Source organism: Levilactobacillus sp. FUA 3915, assembly GCF_044053135.1.
Classification (GTDB): domain Bacteria; phylum Bacillota; class Bacilli; order Lactobacillales; family Lactobacillaceae; genus Levilactobacillus; species Levilactobacillus lanxiensis.
In genome coordinates, this window is sequence record NZ_CP168704.1 from 66685 (window position 1) to 87345 (window position 20661).

18 protein-coding genes and 1 other annotated feature are annotated in these 20661 nt (G+C 51.3%); all 18 genes read right to left on the reverse strand.

Annotation, left to right across the window (positions count from 1 at the left end; genetic code table 11):
* Window positions 1-2: 2 nt before the first annotated feature.
* The 18 genes from ACEPST_RS00725 to ACEPST_RS00810 all read right to left on the reverse strand — a co-directional run bounded on the left by ACEPST_RS00725 (window position 3) and on the right by ACEPST_RS00810 (window position 20367).
* Entirely contained in the window at window positions 3-797 is a 795-nt protein-coding gene (locus tag ACEPST_RS00725) for a TIGR00282 family metallophosphoesterase (protein WP_125765742.1), read from the reverse strand.
* 440 nt (window positions 798-1237) lie between these two features.
* Entirely contained in the window at window positions 1238-2797 is a 1560-nt protein-coding gene (gene rny, locus ACEPST_RS00730) for a ribonuclease Y (protein WP_395390456.1), read from the reverse strand.
* 302 nt (window positions 2798-3099) lie between these two features.
* The gene (recA, locus tag ACEPST_RS00735) at window positions 3100-4236 is read right to left on the reverse strand and encodes a recombinase RecA (protein ID WP_395390457.1); all 1137 of its coding nucleotides are present in this window, start codon (window positions 4234-4236) and stop codon (window positions 3100-3102) included.
* Window positions 4237-4327: 91 nt separating this feature from the next.
* Window positions 4328-5578 (reverse strand): competence/damage-inducible protein A, encoded by a 1251-nt coding sequence (locus ACEPST_RS00740; RefSeq protein WP_204121402.1) that lies wholly within the window; start codon window positions 5576-5578, stop codon window positions 4328-4330.
* Between the two features lie 876 nt (window positions 5579-6454).
* The gene (gene pgsA / locus ACEPST_RS00745; protein WP_203646108.1) at window positions 6455-7042 is read right to left on the reverse strand and encodes a CDP-diacylglycerol--glycerol-3-phosphate 3-phosphatidyltransferase; all 588 of its coding nucleotides are present in this window, start codon (window positions 7040-7042) and stop codon (window positions 6455-6457) included.
* A gap of 71 nt (window positions 7043-7113) precedes the next feature.
* Entirely contained in the window at window positions 7114-8058 is a 945-nt protein-coding gene (locus ACEPST_RS00750; protein WP_204121404.1) for a helix-turn-helix domain-containing protein, read from the reverse strand.
* A 112-nt stretch (window positions 8059-8170) separates the two neighbouring features.
* Complete coding sequence (gene yfmH / locus ACEPST_RS00755; protein ID WP_374706463.1) at window positions 8171-9457, reverse strand: EF-P 5-aminopentanol modification-associated protein YfmH; 1287 nt, start codon at window positions 9455-9457, stop codon at window positions 8171-8173.
* Window positions 9450-10730 (reverse strand): EF-P 5-aminopentanol modification-associated protein YfmF, encoded by a 1281-nt coding sequence (yfmF, locus tag ACEPST_RS00760; RefSeq protein ID WP_204121406.1) that lies wholly within the window; start codon window positions 10728-10730, stop codon window positions 9450-9452. The genes yfmH and yfmF overlap by 8 nt, the downstream gene beginning before the upstream one ends.
* Window positions 10731-11296: 566 nt before the next feature.
* On the reverse strand, window positions 11297-12148 hold the full coding sequence (locus ACEPST_RS00765; protein WP_204121407.1) for an amino acid ABC transporter substrate-binding protein: 852 nt from the start codon (window positions 12146-12148) through the stop codon (window positions 11297-11299).
* 12 nt (window positions 12149-12160) lie between these two features.
* Window positions 12161-12796 carry an amino acid ABC transporter ATP-binding protein gene (locus ACEPST_RS00770; protein ID WP_125765733.1) on the reverse strand — a complete coding sequence of 212 codons (636 nt, stop codon included), beginning with the start codon at window positions 12794-12796 and terminating at the stop codon, window positions 12161-12163.
* 18 nt (window positions 12797-12814) lie between these two features.
* Window positions 12815-13456 carry an amino acid ABC transporter permease gene (locus ACEPST_RS00775; protein WP_203646113.1) on the reverse strand — a complete coding sequence of 214 codons (642 nt, stop codon included), beginning with the start codon at window positions 13454-13456 and terminating at the stop codon, window positions 12815-12817.
* 182 nt (window positions 13457-13638) lie between these two features.
* Window positions 13639-13865 (reverse strand) — a binding site (T-box leader).
* A gap of 308 nt (window positions 13866-14173) precedes the next feature.
* Window positions 14174-14980, reverse strand: a complete 807-nt coding sequence (gene minD, locus ACEPST_RS00780) for a septum site-determining protein MinD (RefSeq protein ID WP_125765731.1) — start codon at window positions 14978-14980, stop codon at window positions 14174-14176.
* A 2-nt stretch (window positions 14981-14982) separates the two neighbouring features.
* The gene (locus ACEPST_RS00785) at window positions 14983-15672 is read right to left on the reverse strand and encodes a septum site-determining protein MinC (protein ID WP_225893674.1); all 690 of its coding nucleotides are present in this window, start codon (window positions 15670-15672) and stop codon (window positions 14983-14985) included.
* Entirely contained in the window at window positions 15673-16200 is a 528-nt protein-coding gene (gene mreD, locus ACEPST_RS00790) for a rod shape-determining protein MreD (protein ID WP_203639276.1), read from the reverse strand.
* A 13-nt stretch (window positions 16201-16213) separates the two neighbouring features.
* On the reverse strand, window positions 16214-17065 hold the full coding sequence (gene mreC / locus ACEPST_RS00795; RefSeq protein WP_203639278.1) for a rod shape-determining protein MreC: 852 nt from the start codon (window positions 17063-17065) through the stop codon (window positions 16214-16216).
* Between the two features lie 83 nt (window positions 17066-17148).
* Complete coding sequence (locus ACEPST_RS00800) at window positions 17149-18153, reverse strand: rod shape-determining protein (RefSeq protein ID WP_203646114.1); 1005 nt, start codon at window positions 18151-18153, stop codon at window positions 17149-17151.
* Window positions 18154-18359: 206 nt separating this feature from the next.
* Window positions 18360-19007, reverse strand: coding sequence for a JAB domain-containing protein (locus ACEPST_RS00805; protein ID WP_204121409.1), 648 nt, complete (start codon window positions 19005-19007; stop codon window positions 18360-18362).
* Window positions 19008-19050: 43 nt separating this feature from the next.
* Window positions 19051-20367, reverse strand: a complete 1317-nt coding sequence (locus tag ACEPST_RS00810; protein ID WP_204121410.1) for a bifunctional folylpolyglutamate synthase/dihydrofolate synthase — start codon at window positions 20365-20367, stop codon at window positions 19051-19053.
* Between the last annotated feature and the right edge of the window lie 294 nt (window positions 20368-20661).

Sequence of the window (20661 nt, forward strand, 5' to 3'; positions counted from 1 at the left end):
GTTTAGCTTTGGTACGGGTGTTGTGGGCTGATCAAGATTGGCTTGATGCTAGCTGCGTGCCCCGTTTTATCGTTTAAGTCAATGACGGCACCGGAGAGAATTCCGGGACCGACTTCTTGGACCGTGTAGCGGGTTGGCCGTTGATTTTCAAAGCGTTCAATCACGCTATCGGCCTGCATCCCCAAAACACTGTCGGCGGGACCGGTCATGCCGGCTTCGGTCATGAAGGCCGTGCCGCCACGCAGAACCTGCGCGTCACTGGTCTGCACGTGTGTGTGGGTGCCAACGACGGCGGAAACCTTACCAGCATAACGCATCGCAAAGGCCCGTTTCTCACTGGTCGTTTCCGCATGGAAATCAACGAAGACAAAATCCGTGTCCAGTTCTGGCAGTAACTCCTTCATTTTCGCAAAGGGATCGTCCATGGGGTTCATGAAGACCCGGCCCTGCATGTTGACGACGGCCAACACTTGTTGGTTCACTTTGACCTTCGTCCAGCCTTGTCCCGGCGTATCGCCAGGGAAGTTAGCGGGCCGAACTAGCCGGTTGGCGCCACCAATGAAATCATAGAGTTCAGCGTTGTCCCAGGTATGGTTCCCCATGGTGACCACGTCGGCGCCATCTTTTAAGAGTTGCTTGTAAATACTTTGACTGATACCGCGACCAACGGGGGTTGAATTTTCCCCATTGACGATGGTGACTTGGGGCTTTAAGTCCCGCTTTAATTGGGGGAGGTACTCATGAATCATATCCACACCAATATTTCCAACAACGTCACCAACAAATAAAATACGCATCTTCGTTCCCCTATCTAGACCGTTTTGGCCCGCCTGGCTCTTGTGACCAGTTCTCGTAAATAACCTCTATTTTACCATGGTTTTTCTAATCCTGCGTGAGTTAAATCCGGGCTAACTGCCCGTTCATGCACCTCCGGATTGGTGAAAATGGGATTGGAACGCGGTGGGCGGACGCCTGAAGCCTGAGGGGCGGTCTTCAGACTCACTTTGAGCTGCCCAAAACGCATCTCAAAGATGCCAATTGTCTAAACGGCTAGCCGTTAAGTCAATTCCCACGGCTGAACCCATTTTCACCAATCCTGCGGTTAACGGCCGCTTAGCCCTTCTACTGGCAATTTTTTAGTACTCGTCACAATATGCCTGTAAACCAGCCAATCAATTTCAACTTTTTTCTACAAAAACGTAAAAAAGCTAGGACCAAATGGCCTAGCTTCTCTGACTTATTTCGCATATTCAACTGACCGGACTTCCCGGATGACGGAAACTTTGACGTGACCTGGGTAATCCAGGTCGCCCTCAATTTGTTTCTTGATGTCGCGTGCCAAGACAACGGCATCCGTATCGGAAATCTTCTCGGGCCGCACAATAACTCGAACCTCTCGTCCCGCCTGAATGGCAAAGCTGTGGTCGACGCCGTCAAATGCATTGGCGACGGTCTCCAGCTTGTCCAACCGGTGGATGTAACTTTCCAGAGAATCTGAGCGTGCGCCTGGCCGGGTGGCTGAAATAACATCAGCGGTCCCAACCAGTTCCGCAATAACGGATTGCGGAGCCGTTTGATCTGCTTGAGCTGCGATAGCGTTAACCACAACGGAACTTTCACGGTACTTCTTTGCGAGTTCCGTGCCCGTCGTGATGTACGAGCTATCGTCTTCATGCTCTGCAGCGCGGCCAATATCATGTAATAATCCTGCACGTTTTGCTAACGTAACATCCTCACCTAATTCAGCAGCCAACACCCCAGTGATCTTGGCAACTTCGATTGAATGGGCCAACGCGTTTTGCCCATGAGAAATTCGGAAATTCATGCGACCAACCAGTTTGACCATTTCGGGATGCATAGAATGAATCCCCAAGTCAAAGGTTGCTTGCTCGCCAAGCTCCCGGACATGTTCGTCCAGTTCTTTTTTCGCCTTGGCTACCATTTCTTCGATCCGTGCCGGGTGAATTCGCCCGTCTTGGATTAACTTCTCGAGAGCAATCTTCGCAACTTCTCGCCGCAAGGGGTCAAAGCCACTCAAAACGACGGCTTCGGGCGTATCATCAATGATCAGGTCAATCCCGGTCAGAGTCTCTAACGTCCGAATATTCCGTCCTTCACGACCGATGATTCGGCCCTTCATGTCGTCGTTAGGCAACGTCACCACAGTAATTGTGGTTTCCGTAACCATGTCGGCGGCACTCCGTTGAATGGCGGAGACAATCAGGTCTTTGGCATTTGCCTGAGCTGTCTTCCGCGCCGTTTCTTCGCTTTCTTTAATCATCTTTGCCCGTTCGCCTGCCAAAGCCTTTTTGGCCTCGGAAATAATCAGGTCCCGTGCATCATCCTGGGATAAAGCAGCTACGTCTTCAACCGCAGCTTGGCGTTTTTCAATCAGTGAGTCTGCTTGCTGTTGCTTCTTTGCTAAATTCTGCTCTTCAGCACTTAGCTTTTTGTCCCGACGATTCAAAGAGTTTTCGCGTTTTTCCAGAGAACTATCTTTCCGGTCTAACGTTTCTTCCCGTTGAATCAAGCGATCTTCTTGCTTCTGAACTTCGGCACGACGTTCTTTCAGCTCGGTTTCGACCTCTGCGCGGTACTTATGACTGTCTTCCTTGGCCTCTAATAAAGATTCCTTCGTGGCAGTCTCAGCTTGCTTCTTAGCTTCAGCCAGTACACCTTCAGCAGTGTACTTAGCCGCATCTAGCTTTCGCTCGTGGACAGATTTACGAAAATAATACCCGCCCACAACACCAACAACGATAGCGATGATTGCGAGGATTATAATTGGAACACTCATGATTCCACCTCCGCATCATCAAAATGACTAATTTAAAATCAGACTTTTTAAGATGTTGATTTAATAACTGACGCAACTTCAATTTTAATGGTTGCCATGAACGCTGTCAACTAAACTCACCGGAAACTGGTGGGTCCGTGCGGATTTATTCGTTTCGGATGATAAACCAGTGTCGCCAGAAAAATCACACGTAGCATGCGAAGGTAGAATCAAACGCGAGCACTAGTCGCTTCCGCCCTGTTTTCAGTCACAACACCAAACAAAAAACGCCAGCCACCTCACAGGATGACTAGCGTTTCGTTTTATTTACCAGGCTTGTTCTTGTCCGGAATTAATTCACTTTGTTCTGGCTTGCTTTTGTCCTTAGGGGCATCGGCTTTGGCATCCTTCTTGTCAGTTGGCTTACTGTCTTTACCAGCAGCCTTCTTCCCGTCATCGGCGTCGTCACCTTCGCCAACACCATAGGCGGCCCGAACACGTTGGTTAACTTCAGCCATCATATCTGGATGGTCAGCCAAGTATGCCTTAGCATTCTCACGACCTTGACCAATTCGGTCTTCGCCGTAAGAGTACCAGGACCCACTCTTATCAACAATGTCCTTTTCAACGGCCATGTCGAGCAATTCACCGGTTTGGGAAATCCCCTTACCGTACATGATGTCGACTTCAGCTCGCTTGAATGGCGGCGCAACCTTGTTCTTAACGACCTTGATCCGCGTCCGGTTACCGATAACATCGGTGCCGTCTTTGATCTGTTCAGCCCGGCGAACTTCCAACCGAACCGTGGCGTAGAACTTCAACGCACGGCCACCAGGCGTAACTTCAGGGTTACCAAACATAACCCCAACTTTTTCACGAATTTGGTTAATGAAGAGTGCAATCGTCTTCGTCTTGTTAATCGTCCCGGATAATTTCCGCAACGCTTGAGACATCAGACGGGCTTGCAGACCCACATGGGCATCACCCATTTCCCCTTCGATTTCCGCACGGGGAACCAAAGCGGCAACGGAATCGACAACCACAATGTCCACGGCCCCACTGGAAATCAAGGCATCTGCAATTTGCAGACCTTGTTCACCGGTATCAGGTTGTGACAAAAGTAATTGGTCGATGTTAACCCCTAAAGCAGTTGCGTAAGCCGGATCCAGAGCGTTTTCTGCATCAATATACGCTGCAGTCCCGCCCCGCTTTTGAACTTCCGCTACGGCGTGCAAGGCCACGGTCGTTTTACCTGATGATTCTGGACCGTAAATTTCAACGATTCGTCCACGTGGGTAACCACCAACACCCAAGGCCACATCAAGGGCCAACGAGCCAGATGGAACGGTTTCAATGTTCAGGTTACTGTTGTCACCTAGCCGCATGATCGAACCTTTACCGAAATCTTTTTCAATTTTCTTCAGCGCTTTATCCAACGCCGCTTGTCGTTCGTCAGCCATCCAAATCCTCCTTTGTTGCATCAATATTCATGTATCACTATACGGGTTTTGTTCGCAAAATGCAAGTAAAAATAGAACAAAAGTTCCCCTTTTATTTTGACCCGTGTAAGACGCGGCGGAGCCAATCCAAACCGGTCATCACGGACCGCTCACGAATGGCCGCTCGAGTCCCCGTCAAATGAACCAGACGGGCCCGCGGTTCATGTCCGCGTTGCGCCAGACCCAACCAAACGGTCCCAGCAGGGTGGCCTTCCAGGGCATCTGGCCCCGCCACACCGGTAAAGCTCAGCGAGAAGTCGGTATCCAATAACGCCCGGGAACGCTCCGCCATTTGCTGAGCCGTGGCCGCACTAACGACCCCATCCTCAGCGATGATGGACTGCGGAATCCCTAACAGGTCATGCTTAGCTGAATTGGCATAGGTCACGAAGCCACCCGGAAAGATGGCCGAAACCCCGGGGACGTCCCCCAGTGTACTCTGGAACTTCCCGGCCGTTAAACTTTCAGCGCCCGTAATCGTCAGGTGGCGGTCAATCATTTCGTTGACCACGACCGCTGCCAAACTGTTGTCATCCCCATAGCCATAGAGATAATCGCCCACACGGTCCTTAATAGTCGCCGTCATGTCATCCAACAGCTGATTACCAGCAGCCTCATCCTTTGCCTGGGCCGTCAACCGCAGCGTGACCTCATTTACTTTAGCATACGGTGCAATCGTCGGGTTCGTTTGCCCATCAATCAGGTCACTCAGCAGGGTCACCAGTTGCCCCTCGCCGATGCCAAAGAACCGCAAGACCCGCGATACCAGGTATTCATCCCGATGATAGGTCGCCTTCAGCAAAGGCACCGCCTGTTCAGCAAACATGGGCTCCGCTTCACTAGGTGGTCCGGGCAATAGCATGATGTCAGCCGCGTTAGGGTCCTGATAAAAGGCCCCGACAGCCATCCCGGTCCGGTTCTTGAGTGGTTGGCTTCCTTCAGGATAAAGTGCCTGTAAGCGATTGTTAGGGGTCATAGGCCGCTCTGCCGTGGCAAAGTGCTCGCGAATTTTGACCATCGCTTCAGGCTCCTCAACCAGCTTCACCCCCAACAAGTGGGCAACGGTCTGTTTTGTCAGATCATCTTTCGTCGGTCCAAGTCCCCCACTGATGATCACCAAGTCGCTCCGCGAACGGGCCTGATTCACCACTGTCGTCAGCCGGTCAGCGTTATCGCCAACCAATGAATGGTAATAAACTTCGATACCGGCCTCAGCCAATTCACGGGCAATAAAGGCCGAATTCGTATCAACGATTTGTCCCAATAGAATTTCGGTTCCGACGGCAATGATTTCTGCTTGCATGCTGACCCCTCCTGAATGACTTAAAGTTAACTTCGTAATGAAACGCGATTTATTTTATTTTTTTCAAATTTATTTTCTAATATCAAGCAAAACGCCCACAATACAACGTTCAGCCGTTTCTTCAACCACATCAAAGAAACGACACCTGTACTAAAATCCTACCACAATCACGCCACAACTGGTTAATATTGCCTCAGAAATCGTGAGAAATCTAAACAAAAATGGCGACCCCCAGTCATTAACAACTGGAAATCGCCATCCGATTATTTTTATTTTTTTGGATCAGTAACCGATGCCTGCATCCTACCGACAAAGTTGTGCTACTGCCAACTAAAAGTCGGACTCACAATTACTGACTAAACCAGTCTCAGCCGCAGGGCTGGTGAAAATGGGCCACGTCGGTGGATGTTAGTGAGCAGAGGCGGGCCCCCCCACAGTAGGACACTTTGAGCCTGCCGCCGGGAAAGAACGCGTTCATATAGAAAAGGTCGCACACCAGCGCTAGCTGACACACGACCCAAAATAAATTTAAATTCATAATTGCCGCAATACACACTCTGCAAAAAAGTGAATAGCGGATTAAACCAGTCTTAGCCGCAGAGGCTGGGAAAACTGGGCCGGTCGCAGAAGTGACCAGAGGCGGATCAAAGTGACCAGCTGTGTCGATGGTCTTAGCTGAGGTTTCTCACTCAGCTTAGTCCATGGGACAACCTTTGAGACCGCCCCCCAGGCTCAAAGTTGAGGTGGAAGCCCGCCCTTCGGCTGGAACCGGCCCCACAGCAGGGCGCTTTGAATCCGCCGCCGGGAACGGACAGCACTGCGTTCCGGCCCATTTTCACCAGCCCGGAGGCGCAGTCAAAGACTGGTTTAACCCAGTTATTCTGCGGAGGATTCGGCGAAGACTTGGCGGTTCTGAACAAAGTAATCGATTCCAGAGTAAATCGTGAAGAACAAGCAAATGTAGAAGAAAATCAGCGCCATTGGCACGTTGATACTCCCAAACCCAATGTTGTTCAACAGTAACAGGATAATCCCAACCATCTGTGTTGTGGTCTTGATCTTACCTGGCCAAGCCGCAGCGAGGACCTTGCCCCCGGTCTCCACGACAATCAACCGTAACCCAGTCACAGCTAGTTCCCGACAGACGATGATGGCGACACCCCAGGCAGGGACGGCGTTCATCGACACCAACAGAATGAAAGCCGTCATGACGATCATCTTGTCAGCCAGTGGATCGGCAAACTTCCCAAAGTTCGTGACCAGATGGTTGCGCCGTGCAATTTGACCGTCCAAAAAGTCGGTGATAGACGCCACGGCAAAGACAAGAGCACCCCAGATTTGGGCGACCGGAATAGCCGTCCCCAACCAGGTGACCTGGCCCCAGTCTAACGGCAACACTAGTAATAGAATGAAGACCGGGATTAAGATGATCCGGACAATGGTTAAGCGATTTGGTAGATTCACGAAAGGTTCCTCCTTAAATTTTCCAACTAAAAAAGGCGCGCCGGTCGCCACGGACCGACCCGCCTTGAGTCTTACTTAAATTCCAACGTCACAGTTTGAACTTGAGAAGACGTCGTCGTACTTGAGCTAGACGTGGTCGTCGTTCCCGAAGTGGTGCTTGAACTAGAAGCACTGCTGGTGCTGGTATCGGAAGTGAAGTCAAACTTCTTCCCGTCAACCTTCACGGACGTTGCTGGGGCGTTCCCAAATTTCAGGGTCACGCTGGTTGCGGAACTTGGAATAGTCAGTGAATGTGACGTCGAAGCTGACAAGGTTCCTTGCCAAACGGTCGAGCCACTAACGGTCACGGACATCCAAGCACTGCCAGTTGCGGACAAGCTCATCTTTGGCTTCGAGGAAGCGTTCGTCATTTCCCAAGTTGAGCCTGAGGTCGTTGAGCTGACCTTCTTAAAGCTTGGCGTCTTGGTCTTCTTTGAGGAAGACTTCTTGGATGATGAGGACTTCTTACTGCTACTGCTCTTGGTCTTGTTCGAACTGCTACCAGAAACACTGACAGAACTGCTGTCCACGTTGTCCTTGGCGGTATTGTTGCCGTTATGTGAAGCGGCGACCCAGATACCCACGAGGATCACGAGGACGACGATGACAATCCCAATCACAGGAATCGTCCGGCGTAATTTGACATAACGTTCATCGACCTGACGCTGTTGGGACCGGGTCTCCGGATTACTTTCGTTGACCTTATCCACGTATTCCTGCGTCTGCGTGCTTGGCAAAGCACTGTCGAACTGCTTTAACAGTTCCGCGCCATCCAAGTCGACCATATCGGCGTACTGCTTGATAAATGCCCGCACGTAAAAGTCCCCAGGCAACTCATCAAAGTTTTGATCTTCGATGGCAATCAGATAACGCTTCTGAATCTTCGTCGTCTGTTGCAGGTCATCCAGGGTGTACCCCTTCGCAATCCGCGCGTCACGCAGCGTTTTTCCCAATGTAATTTTGCTGTTATCACTCATGTTTTAATTCTCCACCTGTTCAAAATTTCTCTATAAGCAGTATAGCATAGGCGCCACCGCATTTTCAGCCACAACTCCCAGAATTCAGGATTTAACGGATTCTTAACCTCCGTTAGGGCAAAATCGTGTAGACCGTTTGCCGGCTGTCCCCTGAAAATTGGGCCCATGCTGCCTGCACATCGGCGAACGTCATGGCCTCTAAAACGGCCAACTCATCGAAGAGCGTGGTCCCGCCAAATAGCGGCCCGTCGTACTGATTGGCAATGGCCTCGACCGAGTTGATGGCCCCAATCGTCCGGCCAATCGCCTCGCGTTTAACCAGGTCAAATTGCTCCCGGGCAGCCAGTAGTTGTGCGGGTCCATCATTTAAAATCGCAGTTAGTTCACTGACAAAAGATTCTGGCTGATCAGTATCGCCCGCCAGTTGGCCGAAATGTGCCCCCCGTTGGACTTGGAAATCGTAGCCAAAACTGTCATCAATCACGTTGGCATCATACAGCCGTAGGTAATTGTCGCTACTGTCGTTAAATAACAGGTCCATCGCTAACGAAATGGCATCGCTGTATGCCAACCCCGCCTTACCCGCTGGCACTTGGTCGTACCCGCGCAGGCCAATGCTGACCTTGGGCCGGTTGACCGTTAAGTGCCGCGTTGTCGTTGGCACGATTTCCGTGGCCGGTGTTTGCGCAGAAGGAATCCGTTGAATCGGCTCGGCCGGCGCAAACGTCTTGCCAGCTTGATTAGCCGTGATCCAGCTTAACGTTTCTTCCGGCTCAAGCTGCCCCACCACGACCAGGCTCATGTTGCTTGGGTGATAGAACGTGTTGTAGGCCGCGTACAGGTCGTCCGCAGTAATCTTATCGATGGAGTCAACGGTCCCCGCAATGTCGATGTGCAAGGGCTCGCGGGGGTACAGCTGGCCAATCATGCCAAAGTAGCTCTGCCAACCCGGATCATCATCGTACATCTGAATTTCCTGACCGATAATTCCCTTTTCCTTGTTGACCGTTTGGGCCGTAAAGTACGGGTCCTGCACGAAGTCGAGGAGAATATCCAGGTTTTCATGCAGATGGCTGGTCGTCGCAAATAAATAACTGGTCTGGGTGAAGCTGGTAAAGGCGTTGGCACTTGCCCCGTACTGACCAAATAGGTCAAAGGCGTCGTGGTCCTTTTTCTCAAACAGCTTGTGTTCCAGGAAGTGGGCAATCCCATCCGGGAAACGAACGGGTTCTTTTTGTCCGCGGGGCACAAATTCATTGTCCGTGGACCCGTAGTCCGTGGTCATCACGGCAAAGGTCTTATGGAAACCGACTTTAGGGACCAGAATGACCTTTAGGCCATTGGCCAACGTGGTTTGGTAGACGTTTTCGCCCAACCGGTCGTACGCTTGTTTATTCAGCATCCTGATCACCTCCATGCAGGCAGTAAGTGGCCTGCAGCGTGACTTGTTGCGCCACGCGTTGCACGTCGGCCACCGTCACTGCCGCTAATTTTTCTTGCCAAGTCTTTAAGGGTTCCGTCAAATGGGTCAATTCACTGTTCAACAGCCCCACTAATTTCCGTTGGGGACTATCCAGTCCAGCCAGACGGGCATTGAGCAGGCTGGCCTTCACTTCGGCCAACAGCGATTCACTGAGCTCACCGCGTTGAACGGCAGCCAATTGTTCGCCAATAATGGCAATCACGCGGTCCTGGTTCTGGGCTTGAATACCGCTTTGCACGCCCATGGTCCCGGTAAAGGGATTGTACGAGCTGCTGGCATAGTAGGCCAAGCTGGCCTTTTCGCGAACGTTCGTGAACAACAGGGACAACGGTGTGCCCCCGAAGGCCGCGTTAAAGACAACGGCGGCCATGAAGTCCGCATCGTCTCGGTAAATCGGGAGCTGGTAGGCCAGGTTCAATTTGGCTTGAACGACTGGCGCCAGGTCATCTCCGGACTGCACCTCATCGCGCTTGTCCCACCGGTAGTACGGTGAGTCATCGGTAATCGTCCGGTCAGTTAGTGGCCAGGTGGTCAAAGCTTCCTGCACCCGGTCCGCCGTCACGTCACCGACAACGGCCACGTGAATGGCGTCGTTGGCCAACATGTCGTGATAGGTACCGAGAATGTCGGCCGAACTGAGCTCACCCAACGTGGTCGTGTCACCCAAGGCACTCATGGCTTGGGCGGGTTGACCGGTGAACAATAATTCTTGTAAACGCCGGTTCGCCAAGTATTGTTTATCATCATCTAAGGATTTAATCGCCGTTAATAAATTCTGGCGTTGTTGCGTAAACGTGGTCGGATCAAACTGACCATTGGGCAACAGCGGTTCAAACAGGACAGCCTTCAGGAGCGCCATCCCCTGTTCAAAGAGCGGGGTTTGGTCCGCAAATTGGTTCAGGTATTGTTCATCGACCACGGAACAAGTCAACCGAATCACATGCTTCGTCCCCAATTTAACGACACTGATGCCGAAACTGGCCCCATACATCTGGGACAGCTTACGGGCCAAGGCCGTCTGCGTGGGGTAAGCGGCCGTACTGGTCTCTAGAACCTGAGCCAACAAGGCTCGCGCGGTAATCGCCGTGGCCGTCAGTGGCGCAACAAAGTCCACCTTAATGCCAATTGTTTTAAATTGTTTTGTGGGTAACAGGTCGAGCGTTACCCCGTCTCGTATGCGAAAATGCACGCGCAATTGCCTCCTCTAAATATCTGGTTGGTTTGGGTTAAAGCCGTTGTTATCAGCGCCTTACCGGGCGGTGAAAATAATCCGTGACGCTGTGGGCGGACGCCCGAAGCCATAATGCGGTCTTCGGGCTTACTTTGCGCCTCTGTGGTGCGAGTCGCAAAGATACCAGTTTGCTAAGCGGTAAACCGCTAAGCAAACTCCCACGGCTGACACTGGCTTAACCCACCAACCGCTTATTTATTATTTCTTGATTATACCAACTCAAAGTTTTAATTGAACGTAAAATTATCTCGCGCTGGTTACTTTTCTACAACAACTCTTTTCAGCCGTTTTGCTGGTAACCCTAACTAAAACCAAGCGTATCGGTGTTTAATTTTAAGGGAAGCCCGGCATAAATACAAGCAACCGCACGCAAATATGAATTAATTTGTAAAAGTCTTTCCCCGGGTGTCCCCCTTTATCGACCGGCTTCATAATTTTTTACAAAAAAATAGTCGTTCCCAAATTTTCTGGGACGACTACCTAGAAGTTCATTCAGCCGGTGAACTGAAAGCCCCCCGACTTTTTTACTTATTATCAGGTAAGAGTGGCGTGTCGACGTTTTCGCCGAACCATTTCTTATTGATCTGACGCAGGGTCCCATTCGCAGCTAACCGCTTCAGGCCGGCATTAATCTTCTTGCGCATGGTCACATCCCCTTTACGTGTCCCCACGGCAAATTTTTCCTTAGGGAAACTCCCGACCGTGACGCGGTAGTCCTCGGGGTGCGCCTGATGTTTGATGTAGTAATTGGCATAGGTACTGTCAATCAACAGCCCCTGAATCCGGCCGACGTTGAGGTCGATGAAGGCGTTGGTAAATGAGTCGTACGTGACGGCTTCGTGATTCTTGATGCGGTTCTTCAACAGCTTCGGGTGCGCATCAATGTCGTTGGCCCCGGAGGACCCGGTTTGGGCGCCCAAGACCTTGCCCGTCATGTCCCGGTACGAGGTAATGTGGTTTTTCTTCAACGTGACCAGCACTTGGTCGTTGTTCAGGTAGGTATTCGAGAAGGCCACCTGCTTGGCCCGTTGCGGCGTGATGGAGAAGCCGTTCCAAATCAAATCAATCGTCCCATTGTGCAGCTCGGTCACGTTCATGCTCCAGTCGATCGATTGAAAATCAACTTTGATACCGTAAAGCTTGAACACGGCCCGGGCTAAATCAATATCGTAGCCGACTAACTTCCCACTCTTTTGGCGGAAACCCATGGGCACGAAACTATCATCAAGGCCCACGACCACCCGTTTTTTCTTCTGAACGGTCGACCAGGTGTCATCGGTATTGGCGCGTTGGGTGACATTGTTGCATCCGGCCAACAGCGTGCCGAATCCCGCCACCACGGCTAGAAGAACCCAGAAACGATAGACTCTTTTCATTTTGCGGCCTCCTTAGTTCTTCGGTTCCACGCGGAGCATTTGGTCCGCAATTGCTTCAGCAAAGGGAATATCATGGGTCACGACAATTTGCGTGATACCCTCGTCCCGTAATTTAACAATGATCTGTTGTACTTCTCGGCGTAAGTCAGGGTCCAGCGCGGACGTGGGTTCGTCGTAGCACAACAATTTGGGATGCATGGCCAGGGCCCGTACGATGGCGACCCGTTGTTTCTGGCCCCCAGATAATTCGTAAGGGAATAGGTCCGCCTTGTCACCCAAATCCAATTGTTTCAGGAGGCGTTCGGCTTCTTCGTTGGCGTCCTTAGCGGATTGCTTCAGCACCATCGTGGGTGCCAGCGTCACGTTTTGCCGGACGGTCAAATTAGGAAAGAGTTGATAGTCCTGGAAGACGACGCCAATCACAGCATCGTTGTCACGGTTAGAGGCAGGATCAAAGGCCTTGCCGTCTAAGAGAAATTGACCACTGTCGACTGAAGCCAACCCACTAATGCACCGCAGTAACGTCGTTTTCCCGGCGCCGGATGGTCCCACAATGGTTAAAATCTTACCATCCGTCACGGTCAAATTAATATTATCCAAGATGGTCTTGCCACCAAATTTTTTCGTAATTCCTTTAAGTTCTAACATATGTTGACCATCCTTTCCTTAACGCCAGAAACTGTAGTGCTTTTCCATCCGCTTCAAGACCAACGTGCAAACGGCCGTCAGCAGCAGGTAAATGACTCCGACTAGTAACATGGGCACCAGCGTGACATCGCGCGCCATGGCCACGTTGCCGGCCCGTAATAGGTCGCCCAACCCGATAACGTAAACCAGGGACGAATCCTTAACCAGGTTAATGACTTCGTTCCCAATGGAAGGTAAGACAATTTTGACCACTTGGGGAATCACAATCTTCCGTAACGTCTGCCAATTGGTCAGCCGCAGAACCCGGGCACTTTCGTACTGCCCTTCCGGAATGGCTTGCAGGCCGCCGCGGAAGATTTCAGCGAAGTAAGCCGTGTAGTTCAAAATGAAGGCGAATAAGGCGGCGTCATACCGTTGGAACACCACGCCGATGATGGGGAGCCCGTAAAAAACAAAAATTAATTGCAGTAACAAGGGCGTTCCCCGCATCAACCACACGTAGATATTGATCAACCAGGTCAACGGTTTGAAATTCGTGGTCATGCCTAGGCCGACCAGAATTCCCAGCGGAATCGCAATAATAATCGTCCAAAAGAATATCGATAGCGTCATTCCGGTCCCGGAAATTAACGATGGTAAAATCTGACTTACATAGTGCATAACAATTCTCCTCCTTTAACGACAAAAAAGCCCTCTCGAGAAATAACCTTCTCAAGAGGGCGTCTCAACGCTGTGCCACCTCATGTTCTCGACGGGCTCACGCCACGCCGACTCAACGAGTTGCCGACAAGCGCTGAGAGATTTGGCGGGAAATAAAAAACGCCCTCCTAGGTCCTAAGACCTAAGAGGACGATCACATCGTGGTTCCACCTCTGTTTGTTTCCGTATCACTACGAAAATCTCAGCGAGTTGCTAGCAACTCCAGCGATAACGGGCTAACCCGGACCTTCTTACTCATTTCAGAAAGCCAACTCACAGATGTGGTTCGAATCGTTAAGTCCGCCCGTTTCCATCATCGGGGCTTTCTGGAGAACCTTAACCGTTCTACTCTTCCGTTCAACGTTTTTTCATTCATTGACAGTATACTACGTTTTTTTCACGGCGCTGTCAAGACCAGTTGTCACAAAATTATTTTCAATGATCAATTTCATCGACCCAAATAAATTTTGCCTAACTCCCCTAACAACAGCTCCGTAATAACAATATGCATCACGGAGCTGTTCCACGTGGCTAACCACCACTGTGTAAGCCGTGAGGGTAACGAAAATGGCTTCAGCCGTGGGAGTTGGATTTCAGCTCGAAAGCTGAAATCCAACTGGCGACTTTGAAACGTGTTCCGAGCCATTTTCGTTACCCGGTAAGGCGCGGCAGTGGTGCCTAGCCGCGGTGGAACCAGCTGCTGACTTTGTGCCAGAAGCCCGTATCCTCTTGTTCCTCAATCTTCATCAATGGCACCGTTTCGCCCTCTAAACGCCGAGCAACGTTGCGGTAACCCTGACCAGCAGGATTGTCCGTTTGCATAACCACGGGTTCCCCTTGATTGGAGGTCGTGATGACGGCATCGTCATCGAAGATAATGCCAAGCAATTCAATCCCAAGATGATGGGTGATCTCATCGATATCCATCATGGAACCGTCTTGCATCATGTTCCGGCGAATCCGGTTGATCAACAGCCGTGGGGCTTCAGTCAAGGGGTGTTGTTCCAGCAGACCAACGACCCGGTCGGCATCCCGAACGGCAGAAATTTCTGGCGTCGTCACCACGATAGCGGCATCGGCACCGGAAACAGCGTTGATAAAGCCTTGTTCGATACCGGCTGGGCAATCGATCAAGACGTAATCGTATTCGGGCTTTAACTCGTCAACGATTTCCTTAACTTGTTCTGGCTGTAAGGCCGTTTTATCTGTGTTTTGGGCAGCTGGTAACAAGTAGAGCTTGTCATCAAACCGCTTATCCTTAACCAAAGCTTGTGGTAATTTGGCGCGACCCTCAGCCACATCCACGATATCGTAGATGATGCGGTTATCGAGGCCTAACACGACGTCTAGGTTCCGCAACCCAATGTCCAAGTCCATCAGGCAGACCCGCTTGCCCATTAAGGCTAACGCGGTCCCGATGTTGGCACTGGTCGTGGTTTTCCCAACGCCACCCTTACCGGAGGTGATCACAATTGCTTTTCCCATTTCTAAATTCCTCCAATCTGGTTATACAACTTCGGATTAATCTTCTTCAATTGCCCGAGCTTTCCGTACGACAAGACGTGAAGGTCATTGACGTAGGCAATCGTTTGCCGTGAGTCGGTCAATTCATCTGACTCAACAATATCAAACTGCTCAGCAATCCGGACCTGTTGCGCGGTCTGAAGATTTCCCATAATCAGCTTAGATTCGTCATCGGGATACCCCGCCTGAAGAATTCCAGCGACATCCCCCATGGAAAAGATGTTGCCCGTTGTCCGGAGCTTACCACCCTCGTGAATCGTCCCCAAGAACAGGACGTCCCCTTTCATGGCGACCTCCTGCCCGTTACGAATCACTTTACTTAACAGGTGAACGTTCTCCCGCTCACGCAATTGGATTGCATCGGCAATCGTCATGACGTTCGCAGCAATCTTGTGGATTTCAAAGCGCGGATACTGGGCCACCATCTGTTCGATGCGACTCTTCTCATCCGCCGTCAAAATCCGGTCCTCAGTCAGGACGTCCAAAGAAACCTTGGAACTTTCCAAAGCTTGAGGATCCACCTTGAGATTTTCTAACAATGTTTTTAAGTCAACCAAGATTTGGTCCAGACTCGCTGATTGCTTGAGGACTAAATCATAGCCGTTTTGCGTTCCGCGTAGTACGGCAGCCTGCATAGCGTTCGTTCCCTTCACCTATTTTAACCAATTATACACCCAACGAATGGGGAAATATAAAATGACAAACATGGCCAGATTAAAAGCCAATGTTGGTCCCAGCGTGTTCACTAGAAACGCGCTCCCAGCGGCATCATTGAGGTGAACGGCACGACTCGCCAAGTACCCCAATCCTTCAACCACAGCAATATCGATGAAATAAATCAGTAACCCACTTAAAAAGTTTGGACTGATCCACGCCACCAACTGCCGGGTCACGTAAATCACTAACGGAAAGATGAAGACGTAAACGCCAAAAATTCCCGTATAGTAAAGATCGAAGACTGCGCCGGCGACCGCTGCCCAACGCGCGAGTGGCATATCAAAAGCCCCATCGGCTTCAAAGATGACCCCGCAAACTAACCAGAGCACAACCAAATGGCTGATCATGGTCGTTGGGTAACGAAACATTTGAACACTAAAGACTTGGCTCACTGCCCCGTCTAGAAATAAAGCCAAGAACAGGAAGACAGGAAAGCCAAAACGTAATTTCGATAAGCGATACACGATTGGTTCCCCCTTACTGCTTGGTTACGGCAACGGTCACGATGTTCAGGTCGCTTAAGTCCGTTGCTGGCGTAATGTACAGCTTGGTAGACAGACCGTAGTCATCCCCACTGGCCTTCGCAACCGTTCCAACATACAAGCCCTTAGGCGTCACGCCACCCAGACCACTCGTCACGACCTTGTCGCCCTTAGTGATCTTAGCTTTGGTGGTGATGTTGTTCATGGTTACCTGACCCGTGTTGGCATTGTAGCCACTCAGGACACCGTTGACCGTCTTGCCGGACTTCGTGCTGATTTGCACAGCGAACCGGTTAGCCGTGTCATTGTTATCCGTAATCAGTTCAACTTTCGAGTTGGTCTTGTTGACCTCGGCCACCCGACCGATTAAACCGGAACCGGACATCACGGGCATGTTCTTCGTGACACCAGCCGAAGCCCCCTTGTTGATCACGACTTGGTTCTGCCATGACGAAGGCGTCCGGGTGATGACGGAAGCCGTCACGGCCGTGTAGTCCGTTAATGAACTGTTTAAACTAATTTCTTTTTTCAGTTGTTTATTTTCTTTAGCCAAAGTCTGATCACGCACCTTGGTTTGGGCGAGTTCACTGACCTGCTTCTTTAACTGTTGGTTTTCTTGATACGTATTCAGTAGCTCGGAAATGGAGCTCACGGAGCCGCTCAACCCGTTCGTTGGAATCGCAACAACGCGGTCGACCAAGCCGACAATGTCGTTACCAAACTGTTGAACTAGGGGTGGCGTTGCTTTCTTGTTACGAACTGCCACGGACACCGTCATCAAAGCAAAGCTAACAATCACGCAGACAATGATAATGACGAGTCGCCGATTGAGAGAAAATTTCTGCATGTTTGACCTCCATCTTGTGGGTCGGGTTTATTTGGCCCGTACCGTCACAATAAAGAAGCGGGAAGCTGCCTTCCCGCTAGTCCCTATTTTTTCTTCATGACATCGATACTCTTTAATGATTCACCAGTACCAGCGGCCACACAATCTAATGGGTCGTTTGCAATGGAAACCGGCACCTTGGTTGCGTCGGCGATGACTTCAGAAAGGTTCTTCAGTAAGGCACCCCCACCAGTTAACACGATACCGTGATCAATCACATCGGCAGCGATTTCTGGTGACGTTTCTTCCAAGGTTTCCTTGATAGCCGTAATGACGTCTTGAACGGGTTCTTGGATGGCTTTGGCCACATCAACAGCGGAAACTTCCACGGCTTTAGGCAAACCAGTGACTAAATCACGGCCCCGAATCGTGGCACCGTCGATCTTGCTGGCTTCTTCCACGGAAGCGGAACCAATGTCCATCTTCAGCTTTTCAGCCGTCCGTTCACCGATCAACAGGTTGAAGTTACTCCGAACGTAAGTTGCAATCGCATCGTCCAACTTGTCACCGGCAACCCGGATTGAGCGGCTGGACACAATCCCACCTAAGGAAATGGTGGCAACGTCGGTGGTCCCACCACCCATGTCAACGACCATGCTACCGGTTGGGTCCATCACGGGCAAACCGGCACCAATGGCAGCAGCAAATGGTTCTTCAATTACGTAGGCATCGCGCGCACCGGCAACCCGGGTTGCGTCGATCACTGCCCGCTTTTCAACTTCAGTCACACCACTTGGTACACAAACCATGACATATGGCTTACCACTAGACTTACCAACCGTCTTTTCGATGAAGTATTTCATCATGGCAACAGTTGTATCGTAGTCGGCAATCACGCCGTCTTTCATGGGCCGAATGGCAACAATACTAGCCGGCGTCCGACCAATCATTGCGCGTGCGTCTTCACCAACGGACACAATTTCCCCAGACTTTGTGTTCTTGGCGACAACGGAAGGTTCGCGTAGAACGATACCCTTACCGTCAACGTAGACAATTGTATTGGCGGTACCAAGATCGATCCCAATATTTTTCGTTCCTAATCCGAACACTGTGTTTCATCCCTTCATTGTCAACAAAACTTTAATTGATTTTTATTTTTATACATTGATAGACGTATTATAACATACCTATCAGCGTGAGAACACGTCGTCAATGTCAAGAATACCGAACTTTTAACGAGAAAGAAATAGCTAAAAGTGATTTTAAACAGTTTTTAATGGTTGGGGCCACTTTACCCGCTTTTCCTGGCAACCACTTATCCAGAGACTGCCGTCGTCTCGAGTGGCAAATGTCCCGTTTCCCGCAGACTAAAATAGCTGTGCACGCCAATCACAAAGCCATCCAGCAGTGGAATTCCCATGAGCTGGCCACACTCGGCCAAGCGCATCATGAAGGCCAAATCGTTGTGGGAGGGCTCCGGCAGGCCACTGGGATGGTTATGGGCCACCACGATGGCCGCGGCGCCATTGAGGACCGCCACCCGGAAGATTTCCCGGGGATGGGCCGGGCAGCTGTCTAGCGTCCCCTGAAAGACCGTCTGGCGGGCAATAATCTGGTGTTTGGCATCCAAAGCCAAGACTTCCAGCTGTTCCTGTGGCAAATAGCGCAGGTCGTCCATCAGGCTCTGCCCCAACTGGCTGCTAGCCAGGACCTCCCCCAGAATGGGCCGCGGTGCCCGCTGGACCCACCGTCCCAGCTCGATGGCCGTTAATAGGCTTCGTCGCTGCGGACGGTTCCCCACGTAGGCCCGACACTGCCGGTGACTGGCGTAGCGGACATCCGCAATGCTATGAAAATAGTGAAAGAACCGGTCACATTCCGTGGCGGCCGGTAAGCCAAGACTCTTTAATACTTGGTTCAGTAACTGACGTTCATTACGCGTCGATAATTTTGGTCGTTGCATGCGTTTCACCCCTCTACGGGTTAACTCCGTAAAAGAAGGCGAATTATTCGTCGGTTCCTTTAAAATATTGGCGAACCTCGGAAATAAAGTATAACGATCCCGTTAATAAGACCAAGTCATCGGCTGAAATGGTCCCCAGCACCGTCTTCAACGCGGTCGGCCAATCTGGTGCCATGGTCACGCGCTTGGAGGTCACTGCGTCCTCCAAAGCCTGTGGCGTCGCGGCGGCCCGCTTCCCAGGTCCCTGGAATTGCGTCACAACGATGTGGACGTTGCGGACCTTGAGCAGCGTTTGAACCATCTGATCGTACTGTTTATCGGCTAAGACCGCCAGGATAATGTAAACGTCATGCTGTTTAAAATGTTGCCGCAACAACTGGGTCATCTCGACCATGGCGGGCTCGTTGTGGGCCCCATCGATGGCAATCAACGGTTCGGTATTCAGTCGTTCGAACCGACCGGGCCAAGCCGTGTGCGCCAGCCCCTGCCGAATCTCAGCAATGTTGACCCGTTGCTTCTTGACCAGATGATACGTGATGAAGGCCGTTAAAGCCGTCGCCGCGTTATCAATTTGATACGGGCCTAACAAATCAATCTGAAGATGCCGCCAACGTCGGTCACCCCAAGCATAGGCAAAACGCTCGCCCCACTCGTCCTCCGGTTGATTCTTCACCTTGTAATCCCGATTCAGCGCGCAGACTTGCGTGTGGTTGGCCGCGGCCGTATCGTCCATGACCGCTAAGGCATCCGGCGTCAACCGACCCACGACCACGGGAACGTCGGGCTTAATGATGCCCGCCTTTTGTGCCGCAATTTTAGGAATCGTGTCACCCAAAATTTTCATGTGATCCATCCCAATCGTGGTGATCACCGAGACGACCGGCGTGATAATGTTGGTCGAGTCGTACAAGCCGCCCAGGCCAACCTCAACGACAACGATGTCCACCGGATGACTGGCAAAGTAACTGAACATCAGAGCCGTATCGATTTCAAATTCAGTAGGTCCCTCGGCCCCTAGCTCCGCGTCCAACTGCGCCACCACCGGTTCGATGCGTTGAACGTCGGCCAACAGGTCGGCATCACTGATGGGCTCGCCGTCGACACTGATGCGTTCATTGAAGCGCGTGATGAATGGCGAGGTAAAGGTCCCGACCGTGTTGCCCTCCGCCATGAACAGGTCCCGCAAAAAGGCCACGGTGGAGCCCTTGCCATTGGTGCCGGCCACGTGGATCATGGTCAGTTGCTCCTGTGGGTTCCCCAGCAACGCCATGAACTCACGCATCCGGTCCAACGTGGGCTTCTTTTTGAAGCGGTCCCGGCCGTGAATAAATTGTAGTGCTTCGGCGTACGTTTCAATCAAGTTAAAAACCTCCCGAGTAGTAGTCATTGCCTCCCAGTGTAGCAGATTTCCCCCGGGTGTGAACGGATAAATTGATTGTGTTTGTCGCCTTACCGGGTGGGCAAAATAGGCCGGAACGCTGGGGGCAGGACGCCCGAAGCCTGAGAAGCGGTCTTCGAGCTTGCTTTGAGCCTCCAAAACCGAGTCTCAAAGTCACCATTTCTCAGCTAAGCCCGCTGAGAAATCCCCCGGCTGAGCCTATTTTGCCCACCCTCACGGCTTACACAGTTATTTACCCATTCACTGTTTTTCGCC

Coding starts and splice junctions, on each gene's coding strand:
- ACEPST_RS00725 (WP_125765742.1), bottom strand. CDS start 797: ATGCGTATTTTATTTGTTGGTGACGTTGTTGGAAATATTGGTGTGGAT.
- rny (WP_395390456.1), bottom strand. CDS start 2,797: ATGAGTGTTCCAATTATAATCCTCGCAATCATCGCTATCGTTGTTGGT.
- recA (WP_395390457.1), bottom strand. CDS start 4,236: ATGGCTGACGAACGACAAGCGGCGTTGGATAAAGCGCTGAAGAAAATT.
- ACEPST_RS00740 (WP_204121402.1), bottom strand. CDS start 5,578: ATGCAAGCAGAAATCATTGCCGTCGGAACCGAAATTCTATTGGGACAA.
- ACEPST_RS00750 (WP_204121404.1), bottom strand. CDS start 8,058: ATGAGTGATAACAGCAAAATTACATTGGGAAAAACGCTGCGTGACGCG.
- ACEPST_RS00765 (WP_204121407.1), bottom strand. CDS start 12,148: ATGAAAAGAGTCTATCGTTTCTGGGTTCTTCTAGCCGTGGTGGCGGGA.
- ACEPST_RS00770 (WP_125765733.1), bottom strand. CDS start 12,796: ATGTTAGAACTTAAAGGAATTACGAAAAAATTTGGTGGCAAGACCATC.
- ACEPST_RS00775 (WP_203646113.1), bottom strand. CDS start 13,456: ATGCACTATGTAAGTCAGATTTTACCATCGTTAATTTCCGGGACCGGA.
- minD (WP_125765731.1), bottom strand. CDS start 14,980: ATGGGAAAAGCAATTGTGATCACCTCCGGTAAGGGTGGCGTTGGGAAA.
- mreC (WP_203639278.1), bottom strand. CDS start 17,065: ATGCAGAAATTTTCTCTCAATCGGCGACTCGTCATTATCATTGTCTGC.
- ACEPST_RS00805 (WP_204121409.1), bottom strand. CDS start 19,007: ATGCAACGACCAAAATTATCGACGCGTAATGAACGTCAGTTACTGAAC.